This is a genomic window from Streptomyces sp. NPDC005805, from assembly GCF_040630445.1.
In the GTDB taxonomy this organism is placed as follows: Bacteria; Actinomycetota; Actinomycetes; order Streptomycetales; family Streptomycetaceae; genus Streptomyces.
In genome coordinates, this window is record NZ_JBEXXN010000057.1 from 1 (window position 1) to 24,923 (window position 24,923).

Genomic DNA, 24,923 nt, shown 5'->3' on the forward strand with positions numbered 1-24,923 from the left:
GGCCGCCTGACACCCGTCGAATACGAGACCGTCATGACCACACCGGACCTCCAGGCCGCGTGACCAAACCTGTCACCCGAACCTGCACCAGACCCGTCGGCGCGGCCAGGGTGAGCCAGACCCAAACGCCGGTAGGTGTAGGTTGATTGGCGGCTTGTACCGGCTACGCCTGTCAAGCGAACCGGAGCACGGCGCGGTGGGGTCGAGGGGCTGCCGGCCGACCTGCTGTAGGCGGACCTCGTTGCAGCGTTCGGTGAGGACGTCGCCGGCGCGAGTGACCGGCCCGAGCGGGTGTCTGTCGGGAATGGGCGCTGAAACCATGCGTTTCCCGTCCAGGAGGGTCGGCCGATAGTTACAGTGCCTGCTGTGCGTGGTGAATCAGCGGAGTCATCCGTGAACATGCCGGATGACGGGCTCGTCCGCAGAGTGAAAGCGCTTGCGTGTACTGCACCGCTCCAGGCCCTGGAGGACAACAAGGGCAGCCTGGGACGCGTCGACGCTCGTCCGTACCACATGGTGGAGCTCGCGCTTCACACCATCGACCAGGTCGCGATGGCCATGGACTTCGACAAAGGGGCGGAGCACGCCAAGGTCATCGAACAGGTCGGCCACTTCGCTGCTCTCCAGGTGCCGGAGCAGGGGAGGCACGAGCATCGTGCCGTCGCCGAATGGGTGCTCCACAAACTCATCAACATCGGGACTCTCGACCGGGGTTTCACCTGGAGATACGGCCGTGTGAACGGGGCAGGCGACTACAGTCGCTTCGACTTCGACTTCAAGCTGCTCGTGGAGCACTCCACTTCCGACGGGCACGTGTACCTGCGGGTGACGGACGAAGCCATCAACGTTCTGGTGGGCGCACTCGACACGGACGTGGAGTCAGCGCAGGTGGCTGCCGAGCACAAGCTTGAGTACCTCATCAATCGTGGTCGGCTGGAGGACGCGAAACTTGCCGCAGAGCAGGCCAGGTACCGCACTGTTCAGTACGGGGAGTACTTGCGGCAGTACCTGGACGCGACCCGGCGGGACGTGCGGACTGTCGATTGGGAGCAGCAGGTTCCTACCCTGCTGCAGGATGCGCTGGAGCACATCGAGGCGCGGTACCGACACGAGAACGCCATCCTGACCAACATCACCGAACACCGTGATGGGGCTCGTGACGCGCGGAAGAAGCAGCAGGCTGCCGGGCTTGTCGATATCGTCAGGGACTGCATCCATCGGCACATGCAGTTGCAGAACAAGTTGCAGGGCGCGGGCGCGCTGTTCCGTAAGGAGCAGGACCGTCAGCAGTTCTCCGGGCCTCCCCAGCGTGCGGCGATCGATGTCTTCAACCAGTTGCTGATACCACTGCTCGGCATGCCCAACGGCACTGCGGTGGGACCGGTCACCGACTTCTTCCGATTCGGGGTGGCGCCCGCTCCGCCGACGGTGACCTCGATGAACACGCTCGTCGGTCGTCTGCTGACGGTCCGTTCGGAGACCAGTGTCTACGCCGGAGCCGTGCCCGTGCCCGACGTGCAACCGGACGGGGACGCACCGCGATTCAGCGAGGTCGATCAGCGCATCGCGGCGAAGCTCATCGACCTCGCTGTGGACGAGACCCGGCCCTTGAGCGTGCTGCTGAGCGAGGCGCGTGCCCACGGTCCGGCGGTCGAGCGGCTGGTGCTGCACGAAGCCGTGCACGCGTTCAGCCCGGCCCTCAGTGAGGCCGTGCTGAGAGGGGAGGACTCCGTGCTGATCGCCACCCCGACCCTCGGGGAACTCGAAAGCCCCTCATTCGGGGGCGACGAGCTTCTCATCTCTCGGGTGCGCTTGACGGCACCCGAGGGTGAGCCGGACGACGACGTCACGCGAGACGAGGAGTTTGAAGGGTGATGCCGGGCATCTCGATGGACGACGCAGAGGACGCCGCGAGGCTCATCGCCTGCGGCATGCGTCCGCGGCAGCGGCCTGTCAAGGATCGAGCCTACCGGGACCTGGTGGTCAGATACCGAACCGAGAGCGATTTCCGTGCGTTGGCGGAGCGGACGGCTCGAGGCCTCGGTCTGAAGATTCTCGGGGCTACGGAAGACATCGGTATCGCCCTGGCGGCGCTCCCGAACTCGGTCTTCGAGACGAAGATCGAGGACTATGTGCGGGTTGCCAGGCAGCGTGGCGAAGGCGAGAGGCTGCTGCACGGCATCATCCATCTCGCTGTCGCCGCCTTGGCCTTTCCGCGCCCCGACGACCTTGCCAACGACAGCTATACGGGGCGAGTCAGTGCCGAGGCAGTGGACAGGGCGGTACGTGATACCTGTGATCGGCTGAGCGAGAAGGCGGCGGCCACGGAGGCCGGTGGGGATACGCCGGCCGACGCACCTGAGCTTGAGAAGGTGTGGAGCACGTACGCCCGTCGTCCGGAAGCGGCTCTCACCAAAGACGGCCGACTGGCGATGAACTCGACGAAAGGCATGATCACCAGGGCTCTCAATTTTCTCACTGATCAAGGGTTCTTGGCGGTAGCGGGAGCGGGGGAGGACGGTTGGTACCGGACAACCCCGCGCTACCAGCTTCAGGTCCGCGAAATGGCGTCTACCAGCGCATTCGACGAACTGCTCGCTCTCGGGGTCGTGCCGATCTCCTCACGTGGCACTTTGCGGCCGGTTCCGCCGCAGTCCGCTGACCGGGCTGTGGACTCAGAAGCACCGGGCACGGCGGACGAGGGGCTGTTCCATGTATGAGTTGTCCCGTGTCCTGCTGCGAGGGGTGGGGCCGCAGGCCGCTCGGTACGAGGACGTCCTGCTCGACTTGAGTGGAGTCGGCGCCCCCGTGAGCAACAGCCGGCAGGGCGACATCTTCGACATCCAGGAGCCGCTGCGCCGTCCTTCACCTGCAAGCGTGCTGTTCCTCGAGAACGGCGGGGGTAAGTCGGTACTGATCAAGCTCATATTCTCCGTCCTGCTGCCTGGGCGCCGAAACGCCGTGGGCACTCGCAATCCCCGGACACTGGCCGGCTTCGTGGGGCGCAAGGATGTGGCGCACGTCGTACTGGAGTGGACGCACGCCGCCAGCGGAAAACGGCTGGTGACCGGAAAGGTGAGCCAGTGGAAGGAGCGCCGGACATCCGACGAGTCCGATCTGGTCGAGCGCTGGTACCACTTCCGGCCGGGGCCCACACTTGACCTGGAGACGTTACCGGTCGAGGAGAACGACACCTACCTCGGCCTCTCCGAATACTGCGAGCGGCTCAGACTCGCCGACGTGGAAGACCCTGCCCTGGGCTACCGCAACTTCCAACTCCAGGGCGAGTGGACAGACCGGCTCATGGCACTGGGACTCGACCCCGAATTGTTCCGGTACCAGCGGGCGATGAACAGTGACGAGGGAGAAGCGGCAGATGCCTTCTCACTCGGCAGCGACCAGGCATTCGTCAATTTCCTGCTCAGTGCGGTTCTGCCACTTCAGCCCGCACGAGACCTCGCCGAGGTGCTGACGACATACGCCGGGAAGCTGGCGGACCGCGGCGTCCTGGAACTGGAGAAGACGTTCGTCGGGGAAGCCTTGGCCGTCCTGGCACCGCTGGACGCGGCACGGGAGCAGCGGAGTGCCGCCGACGCGAAACTGAGGGAGAGCCGTCTTGCTCTCGACCGTTTCGTCCAGCAGGTCCGGGCACGTGCCGCCCTCGAGAAGCGGTCGCTCGCCGACCGTGACCAGGCCGCCGCACAACTGAAGGACGAGGTTCGCAGGGCCGAGAAGGCGCACAGGCACGCGGCCGCAGTCGCCACTCAGATGGCCAAGCTGGTGGCGCAGTTGCGATTGGACGAGGCACAACAGAATCATCGCGCGGCGCAACAAGGGTGGGAGGAGGCCGTAGCGATCGAAAAGGGCTGGCAGGCCGTTCCCGCCGTCCTCCGGGATCTGGAAGCCGTCGCCCTTGCCCGGCGTCTGCGGACGCGTGTCTCCGAGACGGAGGCGGCGGCCCGGCCCGCGCTCGCCGCTCGTGACGAGGCCGCCCGAGTCCTGTGGCAAGCACTGCACAGCATGGTGTGCCACTTGAACGAGGAGTCGGACGCACTCGGTCTGCGGGCCGCCGAGAGCGACGGGGAAGCCCGGACCGCGCAGGCCGAACACGACGCGGCGGTCGCGGCGGCAGCGAAAGCGGAAGCCGGGGCGGGTCTCCTGGACAACCGGGTCATCGAGGTCCAGGGGGAGATCGTGGCCGCCGTACGGGACGGACTGGTGCCCGATGGGCTGGAAGTGGGGGAGGCGGCTGCTCTGGCCGAGTCCGAGGCCGCAGCTCATCGTGAGCGAGTGGCCGAGGCCAAACAGACGGTGGAGCGTCTGGAGCGCAGTTACGAGCAGATCGGGACAGAGTACGAGGCGGGAGTAGGCGAGTTGGCCGATGCCGAGCATGCCCACGACTTGGCGCGCCGTGACCACGGGGCCGCCCACGACACGATGCGACGGCTCGCCGAAGACCTCCAGACCGCCGGCCTGTACGGCGGCGAATGGTCGGAACTCGACATCGAAGCCGCAGGACTCTCCGACCGGTTGACCCGGGCTCAGGAGGATGCCGAGACCGTCAGGATCGACGTCCGTATTGCCGTGGCGGCGGACGAACGCGCACTCACCTCGCTGGAGAGGAGCGACCTGCTGCCTTCGTCACTGGAGGCGGTGCGGATCTGCGACCTGTTGCACGAGCGGCAGATTCCCGCCTGCACAGGATGGGAGTACCTCGCCTCCATCCCTGATGTGGCGCGTCGCGCGGAACTCGTTGAGCTCTTCCCTCAGTTGACCACTGGAGTGCTCTGCAATGATGCCGACCAGCTCGAAGTCGCCGCCGAGATCATCGGATCCGAGGGGCTTACGACGACTGGCTTTGTTGCTCTGGGAACGACGGCCTCGCTCCAGGGAGAGGGGGGCCTGCCTCCAGGAGTCGGCTTCGTCGTACCGGCCCATCCCGGCCTGTACGACGAGCGCGCCGGCGAATCGGAGCGCATTGAGCTGACCGCCCGGAGAGAAGGCCATCATCGGCGAATGGCCGTCCTCGACGAGACGCTACGCAACCATGGCCAATTCCTGGCCCGGCTTGAGCAGTGGCGGGAGACTTGTCCCCCGGGGCACCTTGCTGCTCTGCACGATGCCCTGACCCTCGCCGAGGAACGGGTCCTCGAAGCCCGGGGCAAGGCCGCAGCCGCGAAGAACCTCAGGGACGAAACCGCCGAGCGGCTGCGGACGGCACGCGTTGACCATTCCGGGCTTGGTGAAGCTCAGGCCGCCCTGGACCGCCGCGTCGAATCTCTCAGGGCACTTGTTCGTATGGCGGCACCGATCACGGGTTGGCAAGCAGAAGCGCTGCGACTGCGCGGGACGGCACGAGAGCATCGGCAGATCGCAACCGATGCCCGCGCCGGAGCGGAGAACGCCCGCCGCGCCGCGGCAGACGCCCGGCGCACGGTCGACATGCTGCGGGCCGCGATTACCCGCACTCAGGACGAATTGGCCGGCCTGCCCGTTCGGGGAACCGAAGGCGATGCGGCCGAGCAGCACGGTATGCCCGAACAGCCGTTGGAGGTGCTCCGCAGTGTCTACCGTGCTGCCGCCGACGAGTACGGTCGGGTGGCGGTCGGCGTCAGCCTCAAGGCGGACCTGGAGCAGGCCGAAAGGGAGGAGGAGGCCGCGGGGAAGGCGTTGGGCTCCGTCCCCGAGCGCGAGCGCGAGATGGCCCGTGGACTGCTCAAGGGCTCCGAGGGGGTGGACACCGCCGCATTGGACGCCGGCCGGGCGCGTGCCGAACGACAGGTGACCGCAGCACGCGCCCGACTGGACGCACTGTACGAGGTAGTGGTGCGCTGCCGGGCTGCTCGGGACACTATCGACGACGCTCATCCGGACGTGGGCGCTGTTGACCTGGCACCGTACGGGTCACCGCGCGATGCCGCGCATGGCGAACGACTTGTCACGGCGACGGAGCAAGCGCGGGACGAGGCCGCAGCGCTCACCACCGACCTCCGGCACCTCTTGGACAAGCGGATCCAGGAACAGGCCGATGCCCGTCAGACTGCTCGCGCCTTCAAGATGCTGGCCGATGTCTTCGGCGAGCCTTCCGAGGAGCATGCCGAACCACCCGAGATGGTCCTGGCATACGAAGGCGATGCCGCGGCCGCTCGCGAACGTCATGGCCTGCTCCTCGGTGAGCACTCCGCCGCACAGCGGATCGCTGACAACGCGGAGAAGGCTGAGCGGGCGCTGGCCGACCGTCTCGCCGCCCATGCGGCGGACTCCCGTTTCGAAGAACTGCAGTCGCCAAGCCGCAGAGTCATGCTCCACACCGCGCGGGACGATCTGCCCGTCCACGCCGGTACGTGGGCGGCGGACCTGCGCCCCCGACTGCGGACGCTGGAGATCGACCTGGACTCGATCGACCGCCATCGCAAGCAGATCGTGCTCCAGTTCGTCCAGCAGGTCCGGGACGCATTGCGCACTCTGAAGCGTGCCCAGCGCCTGTCCCAGTTGCCGGAAGGGCTCGGCAGTTGGTCCGGGCAGCAGTTCCTGCAGATCGGATTTCCCGAGGTGACCGACGAGGTGCTGGCGGAACTGCTGGGCCGGGTTGTCGACGATGCTGCGGAGGAGGGACAGGACCGCCGCGGAAACCGTGATGCCCGTCAACTCGTGCTGAAGGGTGTCGAAGCCGCGGTCGCACCCAACGGCTTCCGCGTGACGGTACTCAAACCGGACATGGGGCTGGCCGTGGAGCGGGTGCGGGTGGCGCAGACCAAGGACATCTTCTCCGGGGGGCAAATCCTCACCGCCGCCATCGTCCTGTACTGCACCATGGCTGCGCTCCGCGCCAACGACCGGGGCCAGGTACGACGTCAGTATTCCGGTGTTCTCTTCCTCGACAACCCGATCGGCCGGGCCTCTGCCCTCTACCTGCTCCGCCTCCAACAATCGGTGGCAGCCGCACTCGGTGTGCAGCTCATCTACACCACAGGTCTGTACGACAAGACCGCGTTGGACGTATTTCCCCTTGTCATCAGGATGCGCAACGATGCCGACCTCCGGGCGCGGCGCCGGTACCTCTCGGTGGCCGATCGATCGGTCGGTCGGCGCATCGCTTCATTGAGGGACGGGGCCGGCGGTGACATTGCGGCGGTCCGTTACCACCAGCGTTCGTCACGTGAAGCGGCTTCCGGATGACGTCAGGAGTGGAGCGGCTTTCCGCGGACTTGCTGGAGAGTCTGTATCAGTGGGCGGAGTCGAAGAAGTGGAACGGCTGCGGAGCCAAACGGGTTCGAGGACCGGAACTGCTTGAAGCCCTCAGAGCTGTTTATCGAGCAGGTCCGGACAGTGACCCGGAGGAAGAGACACTGCGCCGGTGTCTTGCCGTTCTCGTCAGTGGTGGCAGCGTTCAGCTCATGCGTGAAAAGGCTGGAGAGCCGGCGGGAATCCATCTCCTTCCCCTGCGGGCGGCGCGAGAACCCGAGGCGAGGAGGCGAACCCTCCATCACCCCGCACTGCATGCGTTGATCAAGGAACAGCGGCGATTCACTCCGAAGCAGGAGGTCGCCTATGGAGCCATCAGCAGCTGGTTGCACACCGTGCATGGTCCGGTGTTGGAGGTTCCGCTCAGGGAACGCGCTCTGGAGATCTTCGGAAAACACGCTTACATCACGGAATTCCCGGAGCCGGAGAAATGTCTGGATCACAAGGGGTTCGGCGGCCCTCTTTTTGAGAAGCGTGCTGAATTCTATAGGCTGATCAGGGCTTTCCCGACCGACCCGCCCCTTCTCAACGCTCGTATTTCCCGGTTCAGCCCGGGCGAACAGAGCACATCACTGAGCGGTGGTGACGTCCTGCTCGTCGTCGAGAACTCGGCCACGTACACCTCTCTCGTCCGTCGTCTGCGAGAGGTCGGACACCAGCACCGCATCGCGTGTGTGGCGTGGGGAGTCGGCCGCTCATTCACGGCGTCGGTGCGCAGCATCGGATCCCACCACGGCGCCGGCGGACATGCCACGACGCCGTTCAGGGAGATCCGCTATTTCGGAGACCTCGACGTCAGCGGCTTGGAGATCCCACTCAAGGCCATGCACGCAGCCGTCGACTCGGGCCTGCCGCCGGTGAGACCCACGCGTGTTCTGTACCGGGACCTCGTCGCCGTGGGCACCCCCCTCCCGGGCAAGGAGCGCAGCCGCACACGTGAGGAGGCGAAGGCCCTCGTGAAGTGGCTCGGCGAAGGCCATGACCTGGAACCGGTCGTCGACGTTCTTCTGAAGGGGGAGCGATGGGCTCAGGAGGGCGTCGGGCTGAGTCATCTGACTGTCACCAATGACTGGTTGGCGGACATGCGATGACGGTGGGGAGAGACGAGTGAGCAACGAGACGGCCGCAGCACGGGTGCTCACGCCGTGGCCGGCCGCCGAGCACAGACCAGGTGCTGTGCCACCGCGCAACCCGCGCTTCTGGGGACGACGACAACACTTGGCCGCACTCGACCGGCGTGTGTCCCAAGCCCCCTGGGGGACTACCGTCCTGGCCGGCCCGTTCGGCGTCGGTAAGCGCCAGATCGCCGCCGAGTGGGTGCACCTCAACGCCGCACGATTCGGATCGGTGCACTGGATCAGGGCCAGAGGAGGTTCGTTGGACCACGGCGACCCGTTGGTGGGGGTTGCCCCGTGCAACGGTGAGAAGCCCTCACTTGTGGTGATCGATGGTCTGCGCAGCTGGACCGACTACGACCGGTTCCATCGGGGTGGCGGGGCCGGGCACGTACTGATCACAACATCCGGGCCCGCTGCCGAGTGGGGAGGCTGGGCGGAGGTTGTGCCCGTCGAGCCCTGGGACAGGCAGGAGGCAGCGGGCTATCTCCGCACCAACGTCGTCCGGCTCGGAATCGAGGACGCCGAACGGATCGCGGACGCCTTTGGCGACCTGCCCTTGGCACTCGCCTATGCGGAAGCCTGGCTCCAGCGTGGCAATACGACGGTCGAAGGCTTCCTGCATGCTCTGCGGGACCGTCCGCGGGCCGTTTTCGGAGGAAGGGGCCCCGATCACTACCCAGGATCCCTCGTTGCCAGAATTGAAGAGGCACGCAACCGCCTTGCGGGTGCCGATCGATGGATGGCTCACGTGCTGGACGCGGCAGCCCTGCTCGGCCCCACCCCATTCCCCGCCCGCTCCCTCGGGCCGCGCCCGCTGTTCCGTCCTCATGACGACACTCTCAGTATCGAGATCGATCTTCATCCGGCTGAGCTGAGCAGGGCTTTTCCCATCCTGGGCAAGTGTGGTCTCAGCTCGTTCGACGACGCTCTTCTGCGCGTCAGCCCGGTCTACTGCACCGCTGTGCGCGGCCTCCTTACCCCGGATGAGAAGAGCGAAGCAGCCCGCTGGGCAGATGTCCTGCTGACGGCACTGGACCCACGTGACTCCGCACCGGACCGGCGTCGCGCACAAGCGCGATGGCAGCCGGTACTGCCTTGCCTTCTCGCCCGGGACTCTCAGGAAATCGTCACGCGCGAGGCCGCGACCGTGCTGGCAGCTGCGTACGACCACATGTCCGACCTGGGGCGTTGGCAGGCGGTCCTGGAACAAGTCGAGGCACTGTACAGGCGCGTCCGGGCACTGTTCACGGAGGGCGACGAGGCTGTTCTGGCTGTCGGCGACGTTCTCCTGCGGGCTTACACCTCTGCGCATCGCCACGCCGACGCAGTGAAACTGGGGGCGACGCTGAGGGAACGCCGCGTCTCGGTATGCGGCCCCACAGGGATCGACACGTTGAGGTGCTCCTCTGCCCTGATCGTTCCGCTGGGGAGCTGTGGGCATGTCGCGGATGCGGTGGAGCTTGCCCGGACGACCCTCCGGGCGCAGACGACCCGGCTGGGGGCCGACCACAGGGACACGCTGCACACCAAGAGCCGTCGGGCCGTCGCCGAACGGATGGCGGGTCATTGGCGCATTGCTGTGGAGGTCGGCGAAGCGGTGCTCGGGGAGCAGCGGCAGGTATTGGGGGCGACCCATCCCGACGTGCTCTCCACCGCGTATGAATTGGCTTGCGCCTATCACGAGTCGGGTGTGCGCCCCCGGGACGCCCTCGACCTCTTCGCCGAGACGTTCTCACTGCAGGATCAAGTGCTCGGTGACGATCATCCCGCTACGGCTCGCACAGCGGTGGGATGGGAACTCGCGCACTTCGAGGTGTACGGCACCTTGCAAAGCACTGAGCGCTGCTATGCGGCGCTTGAGCGACTCAGGCGGGAGTTCGGAGTGAGTGACAGGGACGTCTACCGGCTTGAACACGCTTTTCAGACATTGGGAATGAGAAGGTGAAGCCGCGGGGAGCAGGTTGGCGTGCCGACACAGGGCCCCCCGGGCCCGGCCAACCCCTCTCGCCCGAGCCCCCGCAGGTCTTAGGGTGAGCATCCGACCGGTAGGGCAGCGCTGAGGGAACGGGGAACCATGGAGGCGGAGTTGATCGCCCTGGCCGCGGCCGGGGCCACCGCGTTCGTGCAGCAGATGGCGACGGACTCGTGGACCGAGGCCCGGGACCGGATCGTCGCGTTCTTCGGGCGGCGGGGCGGTGTGGAGGACGTGGTCGAGGGCGAACTGGAGACCTCGCGCGGTGAGCTCACCGCAGCGCAGGGGGCCGGGGACGAGCAGACCGCCGCGGACGTCGAGGCGGAGTGGCGCACACGGCTGCGCCGGACCCTGCTGGCCGACCCGGCCGCGGCGGCCGAGCTGCGCGCCGTGCTCGACGAACTGCCCTCGGACGCGGGCCGGGCCACGGTCCGGGACGTCCACAACACGATCAGCGGGGGCGAGTACCACGCCGGGGTGGTGCAGGCGGGCATCGTGCGGTCGGCCGGTTTCGGGGCACCGCGCACCCGCGAATAGGACGCCGGCCGCGGGCCGTGCGCCCGCGCGGCCGGTGCAGGCAATACGCTGGGTCGGCGAAACGGGGGTGGGCGCGCGCGGCGGCCCCGGAGGGGAGTTACGGGTGGACGGCCGCATCGGCGACGGCACCGGCGGTGTCGCGTACAACACGGTTTCCGGCGACGCGGTGATCACGGGCCCGCTGGTCCAGGCCGGGTACATCGGCTCCATCGAGTTCGGGCCCCCGCCACCCGTGTGGACCCCGCGTCAGGTCCCCGTGCCGCGCGACGGCTTCGAGAACCGGGAAGCCGAACTGGCCGTGCTCCGGGGGCTGGTCACCCCGCTCGACGCCGGGCCGCCACCACCGCGCACGGTCCTCGTCACCGGTCTCGGCGGCTTCGGCAAGACCGAGCTGGTCGCGCAGTGGGCGGACGGCCCCGAGGTGCGCGAGCGCTTCCCGGGCGGGCATCTGTACGTGGACCTGGAGGACATGCGCCACGACGGCGCGGTCGACATCGGCGGTGTGCTCGGCATCCTGCTGCGCTCGCTGCACGTCGACGAGAGCTGGATCCCGCCGAGGCAGCCCGAACGGGCCGCGCTCTTCCGCACGGCGACGGCCGCCCGCCCGGTGCTCGTGGTCGTCGACAACGCCCGCCACGCGGCCGAGGTGCGCTCCCTCGCGCCCGCAGGCGGCCTGCTGGTGGTCCTCAGCCGTGTCCGGCTCGTCTCGCTGCTGGCGGACGGCGCGGTGGAGGTCACGGTGGACCGGCTGGGCCGGGAGGCCGCGATCCGGCTGGTACGGCGCTGGCGGCACACGGCGGACGAGCAGGCCGCGGCCGACCTCGTGGAACTCTGCGCGGGCATGCCCCTCGCCCTGCGCGCGGCGGGTGAACGCCTGCTGGAGCGTCCCCACCTCAGCCTGGAGGACCTGGTGCACGAGCGGACGCCCGACGGCGGCGACGGCCGCGACGGCGGCAACGGCGGCGACGGAGCGGGTGGCGTGGACGCCGTGCTCGACGGGGTCGCCGCCGAACTCCCCGCGCACACCCGTGACCTGTACCGGCTCCTCGGGCTGCTTCCGGGTACCACCTTCACGCCCGGCCTGGCGGCCGCACTGGGCGCCGAGCGGGTCGACGACGCGCTGAGCGACCTCATGGCCGTGCACCTGGTGGCCCGGACGGGCGGCGAGGGCAGCCGCTTCCGGCTCCACGACGTGGCCCGTGCGCACGCGCGGGCCCGTGCCGCGGCGGAGAGGGGACGGGACGGGGACGCGGGGGAGCGGGCCGCCGGCAGGGTCCTGGGCGCTGTCGTCGACTACTACGTGGACACCACGGCCGCGGCCGACCGGCTCGTCCTGGGCGACCGATTCCGCCTCCAGGAGACGGAGCCCGCCACCGGAGACCCGGCCACCGCTCCGGGCCAGGCGGCCTCCGCCGGCCCGTCCGGAACCACCGGCCCGTCCGGGGCCACCGGCCCGTCCGGAACCAACGGCCCGTCCGGAGCCGCGGGAGACGCGACCGCCGCTCCGGGCCCCGCCGCGCCCGGCCCCGCCGGGACGGTTCCCGCGCGTCCCTTCCGCACCGCCGCGCAGGCCGTGGAGTGGCTGGACGCCGAGAAGGACAACATCCTCGCCGTGATGCGCGTCGCCGCCGAACGGCGCCGGCACGACGCGGTGTGGCGGCTGTGCGAGTCCCTGTGGGCCCTCTTCGAGAGCCGGAAGCACTACGCCGACTGGATCGAGTCCCACCGGCTGGGCATCGAGGCGGCCCGCTGGGAGGGCCGGGTGGACGCCGAGGTCCGGATGCGCAACCAGTTGGCCCGCGCCCATTACGGCCTGGCCGAGTACGACCGCGCCGCCGAGCAGCTCGACCGGGCGGCGGAACTGCTCGGTTCCGTCGCCGACCCGCGGCTGCCGGGCATCGTCTTCGAGACCAGGGCGCTGCTGGACCTGGCCGCAGGGCGCCCGGGTGACGCCGTCGTCCTCTTCGAGCGGGCCCTCGACGCCAACCGCGGCGACCGGCACGGCGAGATCGTCCAGCGCTACAACCTTGGCCAGGCCCTGCTGGCGGCCGGGCGGGTCCAGGAGGCGGCGGATGTCCTCGACCGGGCCGCCGACGACGCCCGCGAGACCGCCGACGACGCCATGCGGTCCAAGGTCGGGCTGTTCCTCGCCCGTGCCCGTACGGCGCTGGGAGAGCTCGGTCCGGCGGTGGAGGCCGTCGTCGACGCGGCCGTGTGGGCGGGACGCCTCAACCAGTTCACCAAGCTCGACCAGGCACTGGACCTCGCCGCCGAGCTGGCGGAACGGACCGGCGACGCCCGGTTGGCGGAGGCGAGCCGCCGAAAGCTCCGGGAGCTGCGGGAACGGATGGGCGCGCCCGCCGTGCCGCCCGACCCCGCGTAGCGCAGGCGTCCGGGGGGCCGGGGCCGGACGCGCCTCCCCGGGGTTTGCCGTCCACGGGCCCGTCCAGGACCGAAGCGGCCCGGAGGGCAGGACCGAATCGGCCCGCAGCGCGGCCCACCGGGTACTCCGCCGTCTTTCCCGGGCCGTCCGCCGCTGCTTCAGTACCATCGCCCTCGACCGTCTCGACCTCCTGTTCCGTCCGTCCCTTCGAACGCCCGGAGTGGCCGTGTTCCTGCAGCCTCGCGGCAGAGCGAAACACGCCGCACCGCGCTGGGACACGTACGAGACCCCCAAGGCCCATGTCCTCGGTATCGCCCGGACCTTGACCTCGGCGACCCGGTTGCGGGACGTGATGCGGCTGCTGCGGCCGCAGGACGGCATCGAGGTCTCGTACACCGTCAACCCCGGCTCCGTGTTCGGCGCCGGACTGGAGGAGTACCTCCGCGGGCTGGGCGTCACCGTCCTCAGCTGGCGGGAGGCCAGACGGCGGCGCTTCGACCTGATGGTCGCCTGCGCCGTGCACCGGTCGATGTACCGCCGGGGAACGCCCCTCGTGGTGCTGCCCCACGGCGCCGGGTACAACCGGCTGGTCACCGAGTCCACCGGCGACGCGGTGACGCCCGCGGGCCTGTCGCGGCGGGAGCTGATGCGGTGGGGGCGGGTCCTCCCGGCGTGCATCGGCGTCTCCCACGAGGAGCAGATCGCACGGCTGGGCGTCAGCTGCCCCGAGGCCGTGCCGCGCGCGCAGGTGGTCGGGGACCTGTGCTTCGACCGGATCCGGGACAGCCTGTCGCAACGCGACCTGTACCGGCAGCGCCTCGGCGTGACCGGGCGGCGCCGCCTCGTGGTGGTCAACTCGACGTGGAGCGAGCACTCCCTGCTCGGCAGGCACCCCGACCTGCCGCACCGGCTCGTCGCCTCGCTCCCCGCCGACGAGTTCGCGGTCGCGCTCGTGCTCCACCCCAATGTGTGGGCCCGGCATTCGGAGCACGGTGTGATGGAACGCCTGGCCCGGGCGGTCGACGCCGGGCTGCTCGTCATCCCGCCGCAGGAGGGCTGGCGGGCCGCGATCGTGGCCGCCGACCGGATCGTCGGCGATCACGGCAGCACCACCTTCTACGGCGCCGCCCTGCACCGCGTCACCCAGCTCGCCGCCACGGGGCTGGACGAACTGGACCCGGCGTCGCCGACGGCCGCGTTCGCCCGCGGGGCCCACCGGCTCGACCCGCACGGCAAGCTGCTCGAACAGCTCCTCGACGCCTCCGGGACGCACAGCCCCGAGAACACCGGAGAGGGCGAGGGCACCGGGACTGCCGACGACACCGCCGAAAACGCCGAAAACGCCGGGAACGCCGAGGACGTCTTCCGGCGGCAGTTGGGGGCCCGGGGCGCCGGTGCCGAGATCACCCGGGACATCCTGTACTCCTACCTGCGGCACCGGGACATCCCGCCGCCCGACTTTCCGCTGCGGCCCGATCCGGTCCCGCCGCCCGCGCCCGTGAAGCAGTCCGCCGCCACCACCTACGACGTGACCGGCTCGGTCGCGGACGACGGAGCGGTCGAGCTGCGCAGATGGCCCGTGGTCGAGGGGCACCACGAGCAGGGCAGAGGCTTCTACGCCGTGGCCGACCACGAGACGGACCCCCGCTGGCCCCAGTACGCCGAAGTGGTCGCCCGCACCGCGTACGAGCCCGAACTGCCGCCGGGGGAGTGGGCGTCGGGGAGGTTCCGTGCCGGTTCCAATCTCAATGTCGCCGTCGCGGCGCTCGGCTCGCACAGCTGCCTGGTCGTGCTGCGCGACGGCCGGCGGTTCGAGGCCCGGACGGCGCCCGCGTGGGGTGACTACGACGCGCCCCTCGACCCGCTCGTCCTCGGGGCCGCCGTGCAGGTGCTGACGGCGTACGGCCGCTTCCCGGGCGAGGGGACCCGGCGTGCGGTGGTGCGCACCGGCACCAGGGACCTGCGGGTGCGGTTCGTGCCCGCGGACGCGGCGGATGCGGCGGACGGCGCGGAGACCGAGGGCCCTGCGGACCACCTATGACCCCACCGGCCGCCCTCGGTTGTCCTCGGTTGTCCTCATGGGACGAGGTCCCCTCCCCGCCGCAAGCGGCAGGGAGGGGACCTCGTCGTTCAGCCGCGGCCGTGGCGACGGCCCCGTCCTCAGCCGGCCGCGGTGTCCGCCCTTCGGCGGCGCCGCATCCACCACGTCAGCGCTCCGCCCGCCGCGACCGCCGCGGCGGCGATCGCGGCGATCAGGCCCGCCGGGGTGTCCGAGCCCGTGTCGGCGAGGTCGCCGTCGGGGTCCTTCGCCGGGGGCTGGGTGGGCCCGCCCGTGTCGCCGGGGGCCGGGGTGGTCGGATCGGGCGCCGGCGTCGACGGGGTGTCCGTCGGTGTCGGTTTCCCCGGGTCCGTGGGGGTCGGCGTGGGCGTGGGGTCGGGCTTGCCGTCGTCGGTACTCCCGGAGCCGTTCCCGCCGAGGAACGTCACATCGGCGTCCCGCGCGGAGGTCTGCGCCCGCACGCTGTCCTTCGTGGTCCGGGGAAGGCGCTCGTGCTGGAGCCGGAACTCCGCCTGGGTGATGTTGCGCTTGGGCGCCTCGGAGAAGTCGACGCCGCCGACGAAGAAGGTGTAGACGCGTCCGTCGCCGAGCGGCCACTCGTACGTGAACTCGCCCTCGGTGAAGGACTTCACCATCTCCTTCCACACGGTGACCTTGTCCCAGTCGGCGTTCTCGCCGCGCAGCGGCCACCGCTTGAGGTTGTTGCTGTTGATGACGGGCCGGAAGTCGGTGGCCTTCACGGCGTCCTGCTGCCGGATCCACTCGGCCGCGACCCGCGACTTGTAGACGCGGCGCAGATCGGCGTACTTCTTCTCGGTGTTGATCTGCTTCTCGACGTGCGGAACGAGGTGGCGGGTGATCAGCCGGTGGCTGCGCTCCTTCTCCTCCTTGGTGAGCTTCTTCGAGCAGTCCTCGCCCTGTACGGGGGTGTCGAAGTCCATCGCCGCGTGGTTGACCTTCAGCGGCGCGTCGAGGATGTAGATGCCGCCGTCCTGCTCGCGGACCTTCGCCCGGCCGGGCACGATCCAGTTGCGGCCGGACCCCCAGCACGGCACCCCGTCGACCTTGGGGGCCGCGTTCATGAACTCCTTGCCGGGGGACTTCTCCGGGTCCATGGCGCGGGAGAAGTCCCGCTTCATCTCCATGTCGGCCACGAGGAGGACGCGTCCGGCGTCGGTCTCCCCGAACGCCCGGTCCATGATCTTGTCCGGCTGGTCCGGGTTCAGGTTCACCCACTGCCGGTCGGGCGTGAGGGCCAGCCAGGTGAACAGGGCGTCCGAGGCCAGTTCGAGTTTCGCCTGCCCGCCCCAGCCGGGGGTGGTGTCCTCGTCGGGCATGAAGTCGGCCTTCATGCTGTAGTCCAGCGCCTTGCCCTTGACCGGGCTGCCCACGTACTGGAGTTCCAGGGTGGAGAAGTCGACTCCGCCCGGACCGCGGCCGAGGGCGCCGCGGGTGTTCATCTGGTTGTGCTGGTTCTGGATCTGCCGCGCCTGTGCCGGGTTCTTCCCGGATCCGTAGGCGAGGGAGTTGACCGGGCCCTGGGTGCGGGTGTTCGGCTGCGGATTGAACACCGGGTAGGACCTGGTGTACTTCGTCTGCGGCCACAGCCCCTTCGCCGTGGCGCGCCGCTCCGCGATCCGGATCGGGTTGTTGGCCGCGCCCCGTTCGGCGCGCAGCCTGGCGTTCTCGGCCTTGTACTCCTTGGTGGTGGCCCCGTTGGGCTTCTCACCGGCGAACATCGTGAACCGCGACTTCGTGAAGTCGTACTTCGCGTCCTTGTGGCGAAGGATGATCTTGTCGTTCTTGAACTGGCCGGTCTTCCGCTTGCCGTCGGCCTTGAACTCGCCCAGGTCGCCGGTCCGCTTGTTGTAGGCGTCGTACCGCCGGGAGGCGATCTTCCTGTCGTCCTTGTCGTAGATCTCGACGGTCACCTCGCAGAGCCAGTCCGGGCCGACGAGGTTGAAGTTCTGGACGGTCTTCCGCTCGAACACGCCGCCCTTCGCGCGGGAGTGCTGGGCGCCGATCAGGTTCTGCGGCACCCACTTGGCGAACGCCTTCGGGGACGGCTTGCCCTGGATGTAGCGGGCGTAGCGGGCCCAGATGGCGCGCTTCATGTCCTCGGGGTCCTGCGACGCCCGGTAGGCCTTGTCCCACTTCCTGACGTCCGCGTCGGTGTTGCCGACCTTGTTCAGGTCGTCGCGGGTGGGCGCGGGAACGTCCTCGAAGCCCTTGAACTCCAGGTTGAAGTAGTACTCCTCGTCCGGGCCGCCCTTCGTCCAGTGGTGTTGGCCGGTAGGGGCCCCGGAGTTGTTCGGGGTGCGGGCGAAGGTCTTGCCGAGGTGCATCTTGTCGCACCGTCCGCCGGACGTGACCTTGGCGTAGTCGCCGGGCGCCGCGTTCGCGGTGGCGGGCAGGGCGACGAGCGTCATCCCGACCGCGGAGGCGACCGCGAGGCAGGAGACCAGGCGTCGCCGGAGCCGGGTACGGACGGGTATCTGTGTGTTCATGCGTGTCCCTGGTCGTGGGGGCCATGGGACTCAGATGGCACGGGCCGGCGGGCGGTTGGGCCCCCGTGACAGTTTCCGCCGACCGCCGTCCGACACCCTAGGGGTTCTCAACACCGCATGTGCAAAGGGTTGTTGAGAATTCCGCGTGTCGGCAGGGGAGCACCGCGGCGGCGATCCGGTGTCCACTACGGTCGACGGCATGACCGAAGCTGACGAGACGTACGACCCCACCCGGCACCCCGACCTGCTCAGGTGGCTGGACGAGCGCCGGGACGCTCACGAAGGGTGGGCCGCGGGGACCTCCTCCGCCGGCGCGCTGGACTTCACCCCGGCCTCCCTGGCGGTCGTGGACGATCTGGTCCGCGAACGGGCGAACACCATGGAGGAGGTCACCGACCAGCGGATGACGCCCTTCGTCCAGGGTGCGCTCTGGTACGTGGGGGAGGTGTTCCGCCGCCACCGGACGATGGTGTGGAAGTACATCCCCGACCTCGTCAGCGGGGAGCTGGAGCCGTTCTTCGGCGCGGCCGGGCAGATCTCCGCGCTGGACCACCCCTGCGTCGGCGTCCCGGGTGACCCGGACAGCTATCTGTACCCGCTGAACATGCTCCGCGGAATCCTCCTCACCGAGGACGAGGCCGGCGCCCCCGTCGAGCGAACGCTGTCGTCGATCTTCGTCGACCCCTTCGACGAGGGCGAGGACGATGAGGATGAGGGTGGGGGTGGGGACGGGGGAGGGGAGGCGGACCTGGCCGGTGGGCCGGGACCCGGGCGCTGACGCCGTTCCCGCACCCGGCCCGGGGGGAGTGCCAGGGCGCCGGGGGGCGCATGCGGCGCGCGTCCGCGCTCCGTGTGCATCCGCGCACCGCTGCCGCTCCCGCCGGGGTGTATCCCGCTCCGGCTCCTGCTGCGAGGATGTGCCGCGGAATGGGCGACGGCGGAACGAGGAATCCGGTGTGAATCCGGTGCGGTACCGCCACTGTGATCGGCGAGCGGATCCCGAACAGACCACTGCCCGTACGCGGGTGGGAAGGCCGGGACGAGCACTGACCCGAGAGCCAGGAGACTCACGCGGTCGCCTCCTCGACGACGACCGGGGCGGATCTCCCCGGAGAGGAGGGCTTCCTTCGTGCTGCCATTGAGACCCCGTCCGCAGGCAGATCCCGCCGTCCGTGCGCCGAGAGGCCGGCGAGCGGCCCCGTCCCCCCGGTCCGTCCGCCGGTTACCGGGCCTGCCGGCCGCCGTGGCCGCGGCGGCCCTGCTGATATCCGGCTGCGGCGCCGGTTCCCCGGAGCCCGCCGCGGGCAAAGGTCCGGCGGCTTCGGCGGCGGAGGGCTTCCCGGTCACCGTCGAGAACTGCGGGGTCAGGACGACGTACCAGCGCCCGCCCGGGCGGGCCGTGTCCCTCAACCAGCACGCGACCGAGGTCATGCTGGCGCTCGGGCTGGAGAAGTCGATGACCGGCACGGCCTACCTCGACGACCGGATCCTCCCCGAGTACCGGGACGCGTACGACGGGATCGAGGTCATCGCGAAGGAGTACCCCTCCTTCGAGACCCTGCTCGCCGCCGAACCCGACTTCGCCTACGGCGGTTTCGCCAGCACCTTCGACGAGAAGGAGGGGCGTGGCCGCGACGCCCTCCGCGAGGCGGGCGTCAACTCCTACCTCAACATCGAGGAGTGCCCGACCGGTCCCGTGACCATGGCCGAGATGGACCGGGAGATCCGGAACGTGGCCCGGATCTTCGGCGTGCCAGAGCGGGCCGAGAAGCAGCTCGCGAAGCTCCACGCCACGCTGGACGGCGTCGAGAAGAAGCTCAAGGGCGTCGAGCCGGTCAAGGTCTTCGTGTACGACAGCGGGGACAAGACCGCCTTCACGGCGGGCGGCGCCGGAATCGGCAACGAGATGATCGAGCGGGCCGGCGCGGTCAACCTCTTCGCGGACGTGGACAAGTCGTTCGGCGACGTGTCGTTCGAGCAGGTCGCGGAGCGGGCGCCCGAGGTCGTGGTCATCTACGACTACGGGGATCAACCGGTCGAGGACAAGAAGAAGTTCCTGCTGGCGAACCCGGCGCTGAAGGACGCACCCGCCATCAGGAACGAGCGGTTCGCGGTGCTGCCGCTGTCGTCCACGGTGCTGGGTGTCCGGGTGCCAGCCGGTGTGGAGTCCCTGGCCCGCCAGCTCCACCCGGACCGCTTCAGGTGACCGGCACGGTGGGTCGGCCGGGTCCGGTGGGTCGGCCGGGTCCGGTGGGTCCGGTGGGCACGCGAGGCACGGCGGGCACCAAGAGCACGACGGCCCCGGCGGCGGCGGGCTCCTCCGGCCCGGCCGTCGTGGACGGCCGGGCCGGGACGCCCGCCGCGGCCGGGGCCCGGCGCCCCGGCGTCCCCTACCCGCTCGTCCTCGTGCTGCTCGGCGCGCTGCTGGCCGGTGCGGTCACCGTCGCCATCGCGGCCGGGTCCGTCTCCGTCCCGCCGGGCCAGGTCTGGGGCATCCTGCTGCACCAGGTGCACCCGGCGCTCGCCGAACCGGCCTGGACCCCGGTCCGGGAGACCATCGTCGTCGACGTACGGCTGCCCCGTGTGCTGCTGGCGGGCGTCGTGGGAGCGGGGCTGGCGGTGACCGGCATGGCGCTCCAGGCCCTGGTGCGCAACCCGCTGGCCGACCCGATGCTGCTCGGGGTGTCGTCGGGCGCCTCGGTCGGCGCGGTGCTCGTCGTGGTCTTCAACCTGACCCTCTTCGGCGTGTTCTCCCTGCCGGTGGCCGCGTTCCTCGGCGCGCTCACCGCGCTGGTCGCCGTCTACTTCCTGGCCCGGTCCGGCGGACGGATGACGACCGTGCGACTGGTCCTGGCGGGCGTGGCGACGGCCGAGGTGCTGTCGGCTCTCGCCGGCTTCCTCGTCGTCACCTCCAACGACCCGCACAAGACCCAGTCGGCGCTGCGCTGGATGCTCGGGGGGCTGGCCGGCACCACCTGGACGGTGGTGTGGATTCCCGTCGGCGCCGTCCTGGTCGGCACCGCCGTGCTGCTCGGCGTCTGCCGCTCCCTCAACCTCCTGCTCGGAGGCGAGGAGGCCGCCGCCGCGCTCGGTCTGGACGTGCACCGGTTCCGGGCCGCGCTGTTCGTGCTGGTCGCCGTGATGATCGGCACGATCGTCGCCGTCAGCGGCCAGATCGGCTTCGTCGGGCTGATCATGCCGCATGTGGTGCGGCTCCTCGTCGGCGCCGACCACCGCAGGGCGCTGCCCGCGGCGGCGCTGCTCGGCGCGTCCTTCCTCGTCGCGGCCGATCTGGTGGCGCGCACCGTGATCAGTCCGGAGGAGATTCCCGTGGGTCTGCTCACCGCCCTGGTCGGCGGGCCCTTCTTCCTGTGGCTGATGCGACGGAGGACGGCATGACGGGCCCGGGCACGCAGCAGGGCATGGAGCGGGGCATGGAGCAGGGCATGGAGCGGGGCGCGGAGCAGGGCCGGGAGCGGGGTACGGCAGCGACGGCCGCCGCCGCCCCCGGCACCCTGGAACTGGAGGACGTGACGGTCGTCGCCGACGGGCGGGCACTGGTGGACCGGGTGTCGTTGCGCGTGGCGCCCGGCGAGGTCGTGGGGCTCGTCGGCCCCAACGGGGCCGGGAAGTCCACCCTGTTGCGCACGGTCTACCGGGCGCTGCGCCCCACCTCCGGGCGGGTGCTGCTGGACGGTGAGGACGTCCGGCGGATGTCCGGCAAGGGCCTCGCCCGCCGGCTCGCCGCCGTCCTGCAGGAGTCGGCCGGGGACTTCGAGCTGTCGGTGTACGACGTCGTGGCCATGGGCCGCACCCCGCACAAGCGGGCCTTCGAGGGCGACGACGCCGACGACCGCGCCGTCGTCCTGGGCGCCCTCGCCGAACTCGACGCCGCCGACCTGGCACACGCCCCGTTCAGCAGGCTCTCCGGAGGGGAGAAGCAGAGGGTGCTCATCGCCCGGGCGCTCGCGCAGCGTGCCGGCACGATGGTGCTGGACGAACCGACCAACCACCTGGACCTGCGCCACCGGCTCGACACCCTGCGCCTTGTCCGCAGGCTCGGGGTCACGGCCGTCGTCGCTCTCCACGATCTCGATCTGGCCGCCGCGTTCTGCGACCGGATCTGCGTCCTGGACGGCGGCCGGGCGGTGGCCTCCGGCACCCCCGCCGAGGTCCTCACGCCCGCGCTGCTGGCCGAGGTCTACCGCGTCCACGCGGAGGTCGCCGAGCACCCCCGCACCGGTCGCCCGCAGATCATCCTGCTCTCCGGGGACCGCCCGGACCCGGACTCCGGCGGCACACCGGCGGACTACCTTTCCGGAAAGGGGTGATCGGGGAGGCGATGCCACGGCGGAGCCGTCCGCCGCGATTTCTGGGTGAGATGCGGGGAGGTTTCTCCGCCGTGCCCGGCACCGGAATTCCCCGGTATTCGACCGGCGTGATTCACCCCTTTCCGGGGCGCTCGGACCGGTGCGCACCCGAAAGATCTCCACCGTGAACGGAGAAGGGGAAGAGGAGAAGAGGGAAATGGATGTGAACGCATTACGGCCCGCACCCCCGTCGTCCGTCGCCGCGGCCCTGAAGGAGGTGGCGGACCTCGGCTCGTTCTTCGCGGTCGAGCTGGGCGGCCCGGTCGGATCGGGCGGCCCGGGCGACCCGGACGGCGGATCGCATCCGGGCGACGGCTGGCACCCGGTCGAGGAGACGTACCGGCGCGGAGCCGCGGACCTCGTCGCGGCGACCGCCGACCGCTACGGCACCGGCGAACTGCGCATCGGCGCGTCCATGGTGCAGCTCGGACACGCCGCGCGGCTCTGGTCACCCGTGCTGGCCTGCACCGTCGTCCACGGCATCGTGCCCGATCTGAAGGGCCTGCGCCGCGCCGACGAGGGCGCCGCCCTGTGCCTGCCCGCGACCCCCACCGGCTGGTACGCGCCCGGCCTCCCGCGCCTCGCGGAGCTGCTCTACGAGGTCGTCGTGCACCGCCACCTGGACGCGCTGGCCGCCGGGCTGCACGTCAAGGTGGCGCCCCGGCTGCTGGCCGGGAACGCGGCGTCGGCCCTCGCCGAGGCGGGCCGCGCGATCCTGGCCGCGCACCCCGACCTCCGCCGGCCCCTCACCGAAGTGGTCGACGGCTTGCTGAGCACCGACCGGCTGGCCGGCACGGGGAATTTCACCGCACCCGATCTGAGCTTCCGCAGGCGCAGTTGCTGCCTCTATTACCGCGTGCCCGCCGGAGTGAAGTGCGAGGACTGCTCACTCGCCCGGTGAATTCCCCTCTTTTTCCTCCTGGCTGGAAATCGATATTGATGGACCCGGTGCGGCCGCCCTATTCTCTTGCTGCAATGAACTCGCAACTGCACAGGATGTGCACATGAGTGGGCGGGTCCTGTGCCGACCTCAGGAGGATGCACATGGCGCACCACGGCTGGGCCGAGCCCGAGGAACCCCAGAAGGGTCTGAAGTCCCACACCCCGGCGATCGACGCCCCGTTCGAGTGGCGTGACGAGGCCGAGGACGAGCAGACCGAGAGCTGAGCACAGCTCGGCGCGGCGGGAGGTGACGGAGCGTCGCCTCCCGCCGTCGGGGCCGGCGCGGCGCCCTGCCGCGCACGGCCCCGGAACCGTCCAGGAGTCAGGAGCGTCGAGCGCCGGCCCGGGGACAGCCGGGCGCACGGAGGCGCCGGCCGTGAGAGGAGCAGGAGGCGCAGTGCTGCCGGCCCTGATCGAGCGGGTCACCCGCGACCACCCCCGGATTCCGACCGTGCCGAGCTGCGTGTCGTACAGCGCCCGTCTGTCGGCCCGGCCCGAGTTCGCCTCCGGGGTCGTCGACGCCGTCACGGGCGGGGCCGCGCTCGGGGACCACGACCGGGCGCGCGCCGCCGCGGTGGGCGAGGCCGTCGAACGCTACTGCGCCAACGCCGTCCCCGCCGAACTGCCCCTCGCCGCCCACCGGCGGCTGACCCGCGAGGGGCGGCCCGCGGTCGATCCGCGCGCGTTCGCCCTCTACTCGCCCGCCCAGTACGCGCACCGAGGCTTCCCCTTCACACCGATGACGCCCGACCTGGAGCTCGCCTGGGTGCCGGGCACCGACCTCGGCGACGGGGAGGAGGTCCTCGTCCCCGCGTCCCTCGCGTACGTCAACTACCTCCGCGGCCCGCACGCCGCCGAACCACCCACCCACTACCCGCTGCTGGCGGGCACGGCCGCCGGTGCCGGTATCGCGCAGGCCCGGCGCGCGGCCCTGGAGGAGGTGCTGGAACGGGACGCCGTCACCCTGTGGTGGCTGAGCGGCGCCCCGGCCGCGGCCCTCGCCCCGGCACCCGGCGGGCCCGCCGCCGCGGCGGCCGGCGAGGCCCGGGCCGCCGGACTCCGGGTGACGTTCCTGCGCATCCCCTCGACGTTCGAGGTGATCGTCGCCGGTGTGTTCCTGGAGGACCCCGCCCGCCGGTTGGTCGCCTTCGGCAGCGCCTGCCGGGCCACCGCGGAGGAGGCGGCGGCCAAGGCGCTCACCGAGGCCGTCGGCATGCACGAGACCGGTCTCGAACTCCTGGACCACGACGGCGACTTCTGGAGCGGCGTCCGCGCCGGCCGGTTCGGCCACCGCCCCTACCGGCCGTACCGGGGCGACCGCACCTACCGCGACGCCTTCCGCTCCGACCTGCGCGACGTCAACGACGTACGCCTGCACCTTCAGCTCCACCTCGACCCGCGCACCCAGGACGCCCGGCTCGACCGGCTGCGCGCCCCCGCCGCCGCCTCCGTCCCCGCCCGCGGCCCGGCTCCCGGCGGCGGCCCGGCTCCCGGCGATGCCCCGGCTCCCGGCGGCGGCCCGGACGCGTATCTGCCGCGGCTCACCGCACAACTCGCCGCGCAGGGCCTGCGGGCCCTCACCGTCGACCTCACGACGCCCGAGGCGAGGGACGCCGGGCTGCACGTCGTCCGCGTCCTGGTCCCGGGGCTGAGCTGCAACGCCCCGGCCGCCTTCCCGTTCCTGGGCGGGCGCCGGCTGTACGAGGAACCGGTCGCCCGAGGCTGGGTGCCCGGACCGCTCACGGAGGACGCCCTGCTGCTCGACCCCCTGCCGTTCTCCTGAGCCGGCG

16 protein-coding genes and 1 riboswitch are annotated in these 24,923 nt (G+C 70.5%); of the genes, 15 read left to right on the plus strand and 1 reads right to left on the minus strand.

Going from position 1 to position 24,923, the window contains the following annotated elements; translation table 11 throughout:
* The first annotated feature begins 399 nt into the window (after positions 1–399).
* The 8 genes from ABZ457_RS25180 to ABZ457_RS25215 all read left to right on the plus strand — a co-directional run bounded on the left by ABZ457_RS25180 (position 400) and on the right by ABZ457_RS25215 (position 15,296).
* The gene (locus ABZ457_RS25180) at positions 400–1,875 is read left to right on the plus strand and encodes a hypothetical protein (RefSeq protein WP_359161389.1); all 1,476 of its coding nucleotides are present in this window, start codon (positions 400–402) and stop codon (positions 1,873–1,875) included.
* Positions 1,875–2,720 (plus strand): hypothetical protein, encoded by an 846-nt coding sequence (locus ABZ457_RS25185; protein WP_359161317.1) that lies wholly within the window; start codon positions 1,875–1,877, stop codon positions 2,718–2,720. Before ABZ457_RS25180 ends, ABZ457_RS25185 begins: the two co-directional genes overlap by 1 nt.
* Positions 2,721–2,808: 88 nt before the next feature.
* The gene (locus ABZ457_RS25190; protein ID WP_359161319.1) at positions 2,809–7,179 is read left to right on the plus strand and encodes a hypothetical protein; all 4,371 of its coding nucleotides are present in this window, start codon (positions 2,809–2,811) and stop codon (positions 7,177–7,179) included.
* Between the two features lie 8 nt (positions 7,180–7,187).
* A complete protein-coding gene (locus ABZ457_RS25195) occupies positions 7,188–8,336 on the plus strand; it encodes a hypothetical protein (protein ID WP_359161322.1) in 1,149 nt (382 codons plus the stop codon).
* Between the two features lie 16 nt (positions 8,337–8,352).
* Positions 8,353–10,308: a tetratricopeptide repeat protein gene (locus ABZ457_RS25200; RefSeq protein WP_359161325.1), complete on the plus strand. Its 1,956-nt coding sequence runs from the start codon at positions 8,353–8,355 to the stop codon at positions 10,306–10,308.
* A 129-nt stretch (positions 10,309–10,437) separates the two neighbouring features.
* Positions 10,438–10,872, plus strand: a complete 435-nt coding sequence (locus ABZ457_RS25205; protein ID WP_359161328.1) for a hypothetical protein — start codon at positions 10,438–10,440, stop codon at positions 10,870–10,872.
* A 103-nt stretch (positions 10,873–10,975) separates the two neighbouring features.
* Complete coding sequence (locus ABZ457_RS25210; RefSeq protein ID WP_359161331.1) at positions 10,976–13,255, plus strand: tetratricopeptide repeat protein; 2,280 nt, start codon at positions 10,976–10,978, stop codon at positions 13,253–13,255.
* A 226-nt stretch (positions 13,256–13,481) separates the two neighbouring features.
* The gene (locus tag ABZ457_RS25215) at positions 13,482–15,296 is read left to right on the plus strand and encodes a hypothetical protein (RefSeq protein WP_359161334.1); all 1,815 of its coding nucleotides are present in this window, start codon (positions 13,482–13,484) and stop codon (positions 15,294–15,296) included.
* A gap of 119 nt (positions 15,297–15,415) precedes the next feature.
* Here ABZ457_RS25215 and ABZ457_RS25220 read toward each other — a convergent pair whose 3' ends face one another.
* The gene (locus ABZ457_RS25220) at positions 15,416–17,821 is read right to left on the minus strand and encodes a hypothetical protein (protein ID WP_359161336.1); all 2,406 of its coding nucleotides are present in this window, start codon (positions 17,819–17,821) and stop codon (positions 15,416–15,418) included.
* A gap of 199 nt (positions 17,822–18,020) precedes the next feature.
* Between ABZ457_RS25220 and ABZ457_RS25225 the strand changes: the two genes are divergently transcribed.
* The 7 genes from ABZ457_RS25225 to ABZ457_RS25255 all read left to right on the plus strand — a co-directional run bounded on the left by ABZ457_RS25225 (position 18,021) and on the right by ABZ457_RS25255 (position 24,916).
* The gene (locus ABZ457_RS25225) at positions 18,021–18,599 is read left to right on the plus strand and encodes a hypothetical protein (RefSeq protein WP_359161339.1); all 579 of its coding nucleotides are present in this window, start codon (positions 18,021–18,023) and stop codon (positions 18,597–18,599) included.
* Positions 18,600–18,738: 139 nt separating this feature from the next.
* A riboswitch (cobalamin riboswitch) is annotated at positions 18,739–18,892 on the plus strand.
* A gap of 172 nt (positions 18,893–19,064) precedes the next feature.
* Positions 19,065–20,027, plus strand: coding sequence for an ABC transporter substrate-binding protein (locus ABZ457_RS25230; protein ID WP_359161342.1), 963 nt, complete (start codon positions 19,065–19,067; stop codon positions 20,025–20,027).
* Between the two features lie 128 nt (positions 20,028–20,155).
* Positions 20,156–21,220: an iron ABC transporter permease gene (locus ABZ457_RS25235; protein ID WP_359161392.1), complete on the plus strand. Its 1,065-nt coding sequence runs from the start codon at positions 20,156–20,158 to the stop codon at positions 21,218–21,220.
* A 47-nt stretch (positions 21,221–21,267) separates the two neighbouring features.
* Complete coding sequence (locus tag ABZ457_RS25240) at positions 21,268–22,152, plus strand: ABC transporter ATP-binding protein (RefSeq protein WP_359161394.1); 885 nt, start codon at positions 21,268–21,270, stop codon at positions 22,150–22,152.
* 202 nt (positions 22,153–22,354) lie between these two features.
* The gene (locus tag ABZ457_RS25245; RefSeq protein WP_359161345.1) at positions 22,355–23,092 is read left to right on the plus strand and encodes a (2Fe-2S)-binding protein; all 738 of its coding nucleotides are present in this window, start codon (positions 22,355–22,357) and stop codon (positions 23,090–23,092) included.
* 143 nt (positions 23,093–23,235) lie between these two features.
* Positions 23,236–23,358, plus strand: a complete 123-nt coding sequence (locus tag ABZ457_RS25250) for a hypothetical protein (RefSeq protein ID WP_359161348.1) — start codon at positions 23,236–23,238, stop codon at positions 23,356–23,358.
* A 151-nt stretch (positions 23,359–23,509) separates the two neighbouring features.
* Positions 23,510–24,916 (plus strand): YcaO-like family protein, encoded by a 1,407-nt coding sequence (locus ABZ457_RS25255; protein WP_359161351.1) that lies wholly within the window; start codon positions 23,510–23,512, stop codon positions 24,914–24,916.
* Positions 24,917–24,923 lie beyond the last annotated feature (7 nt).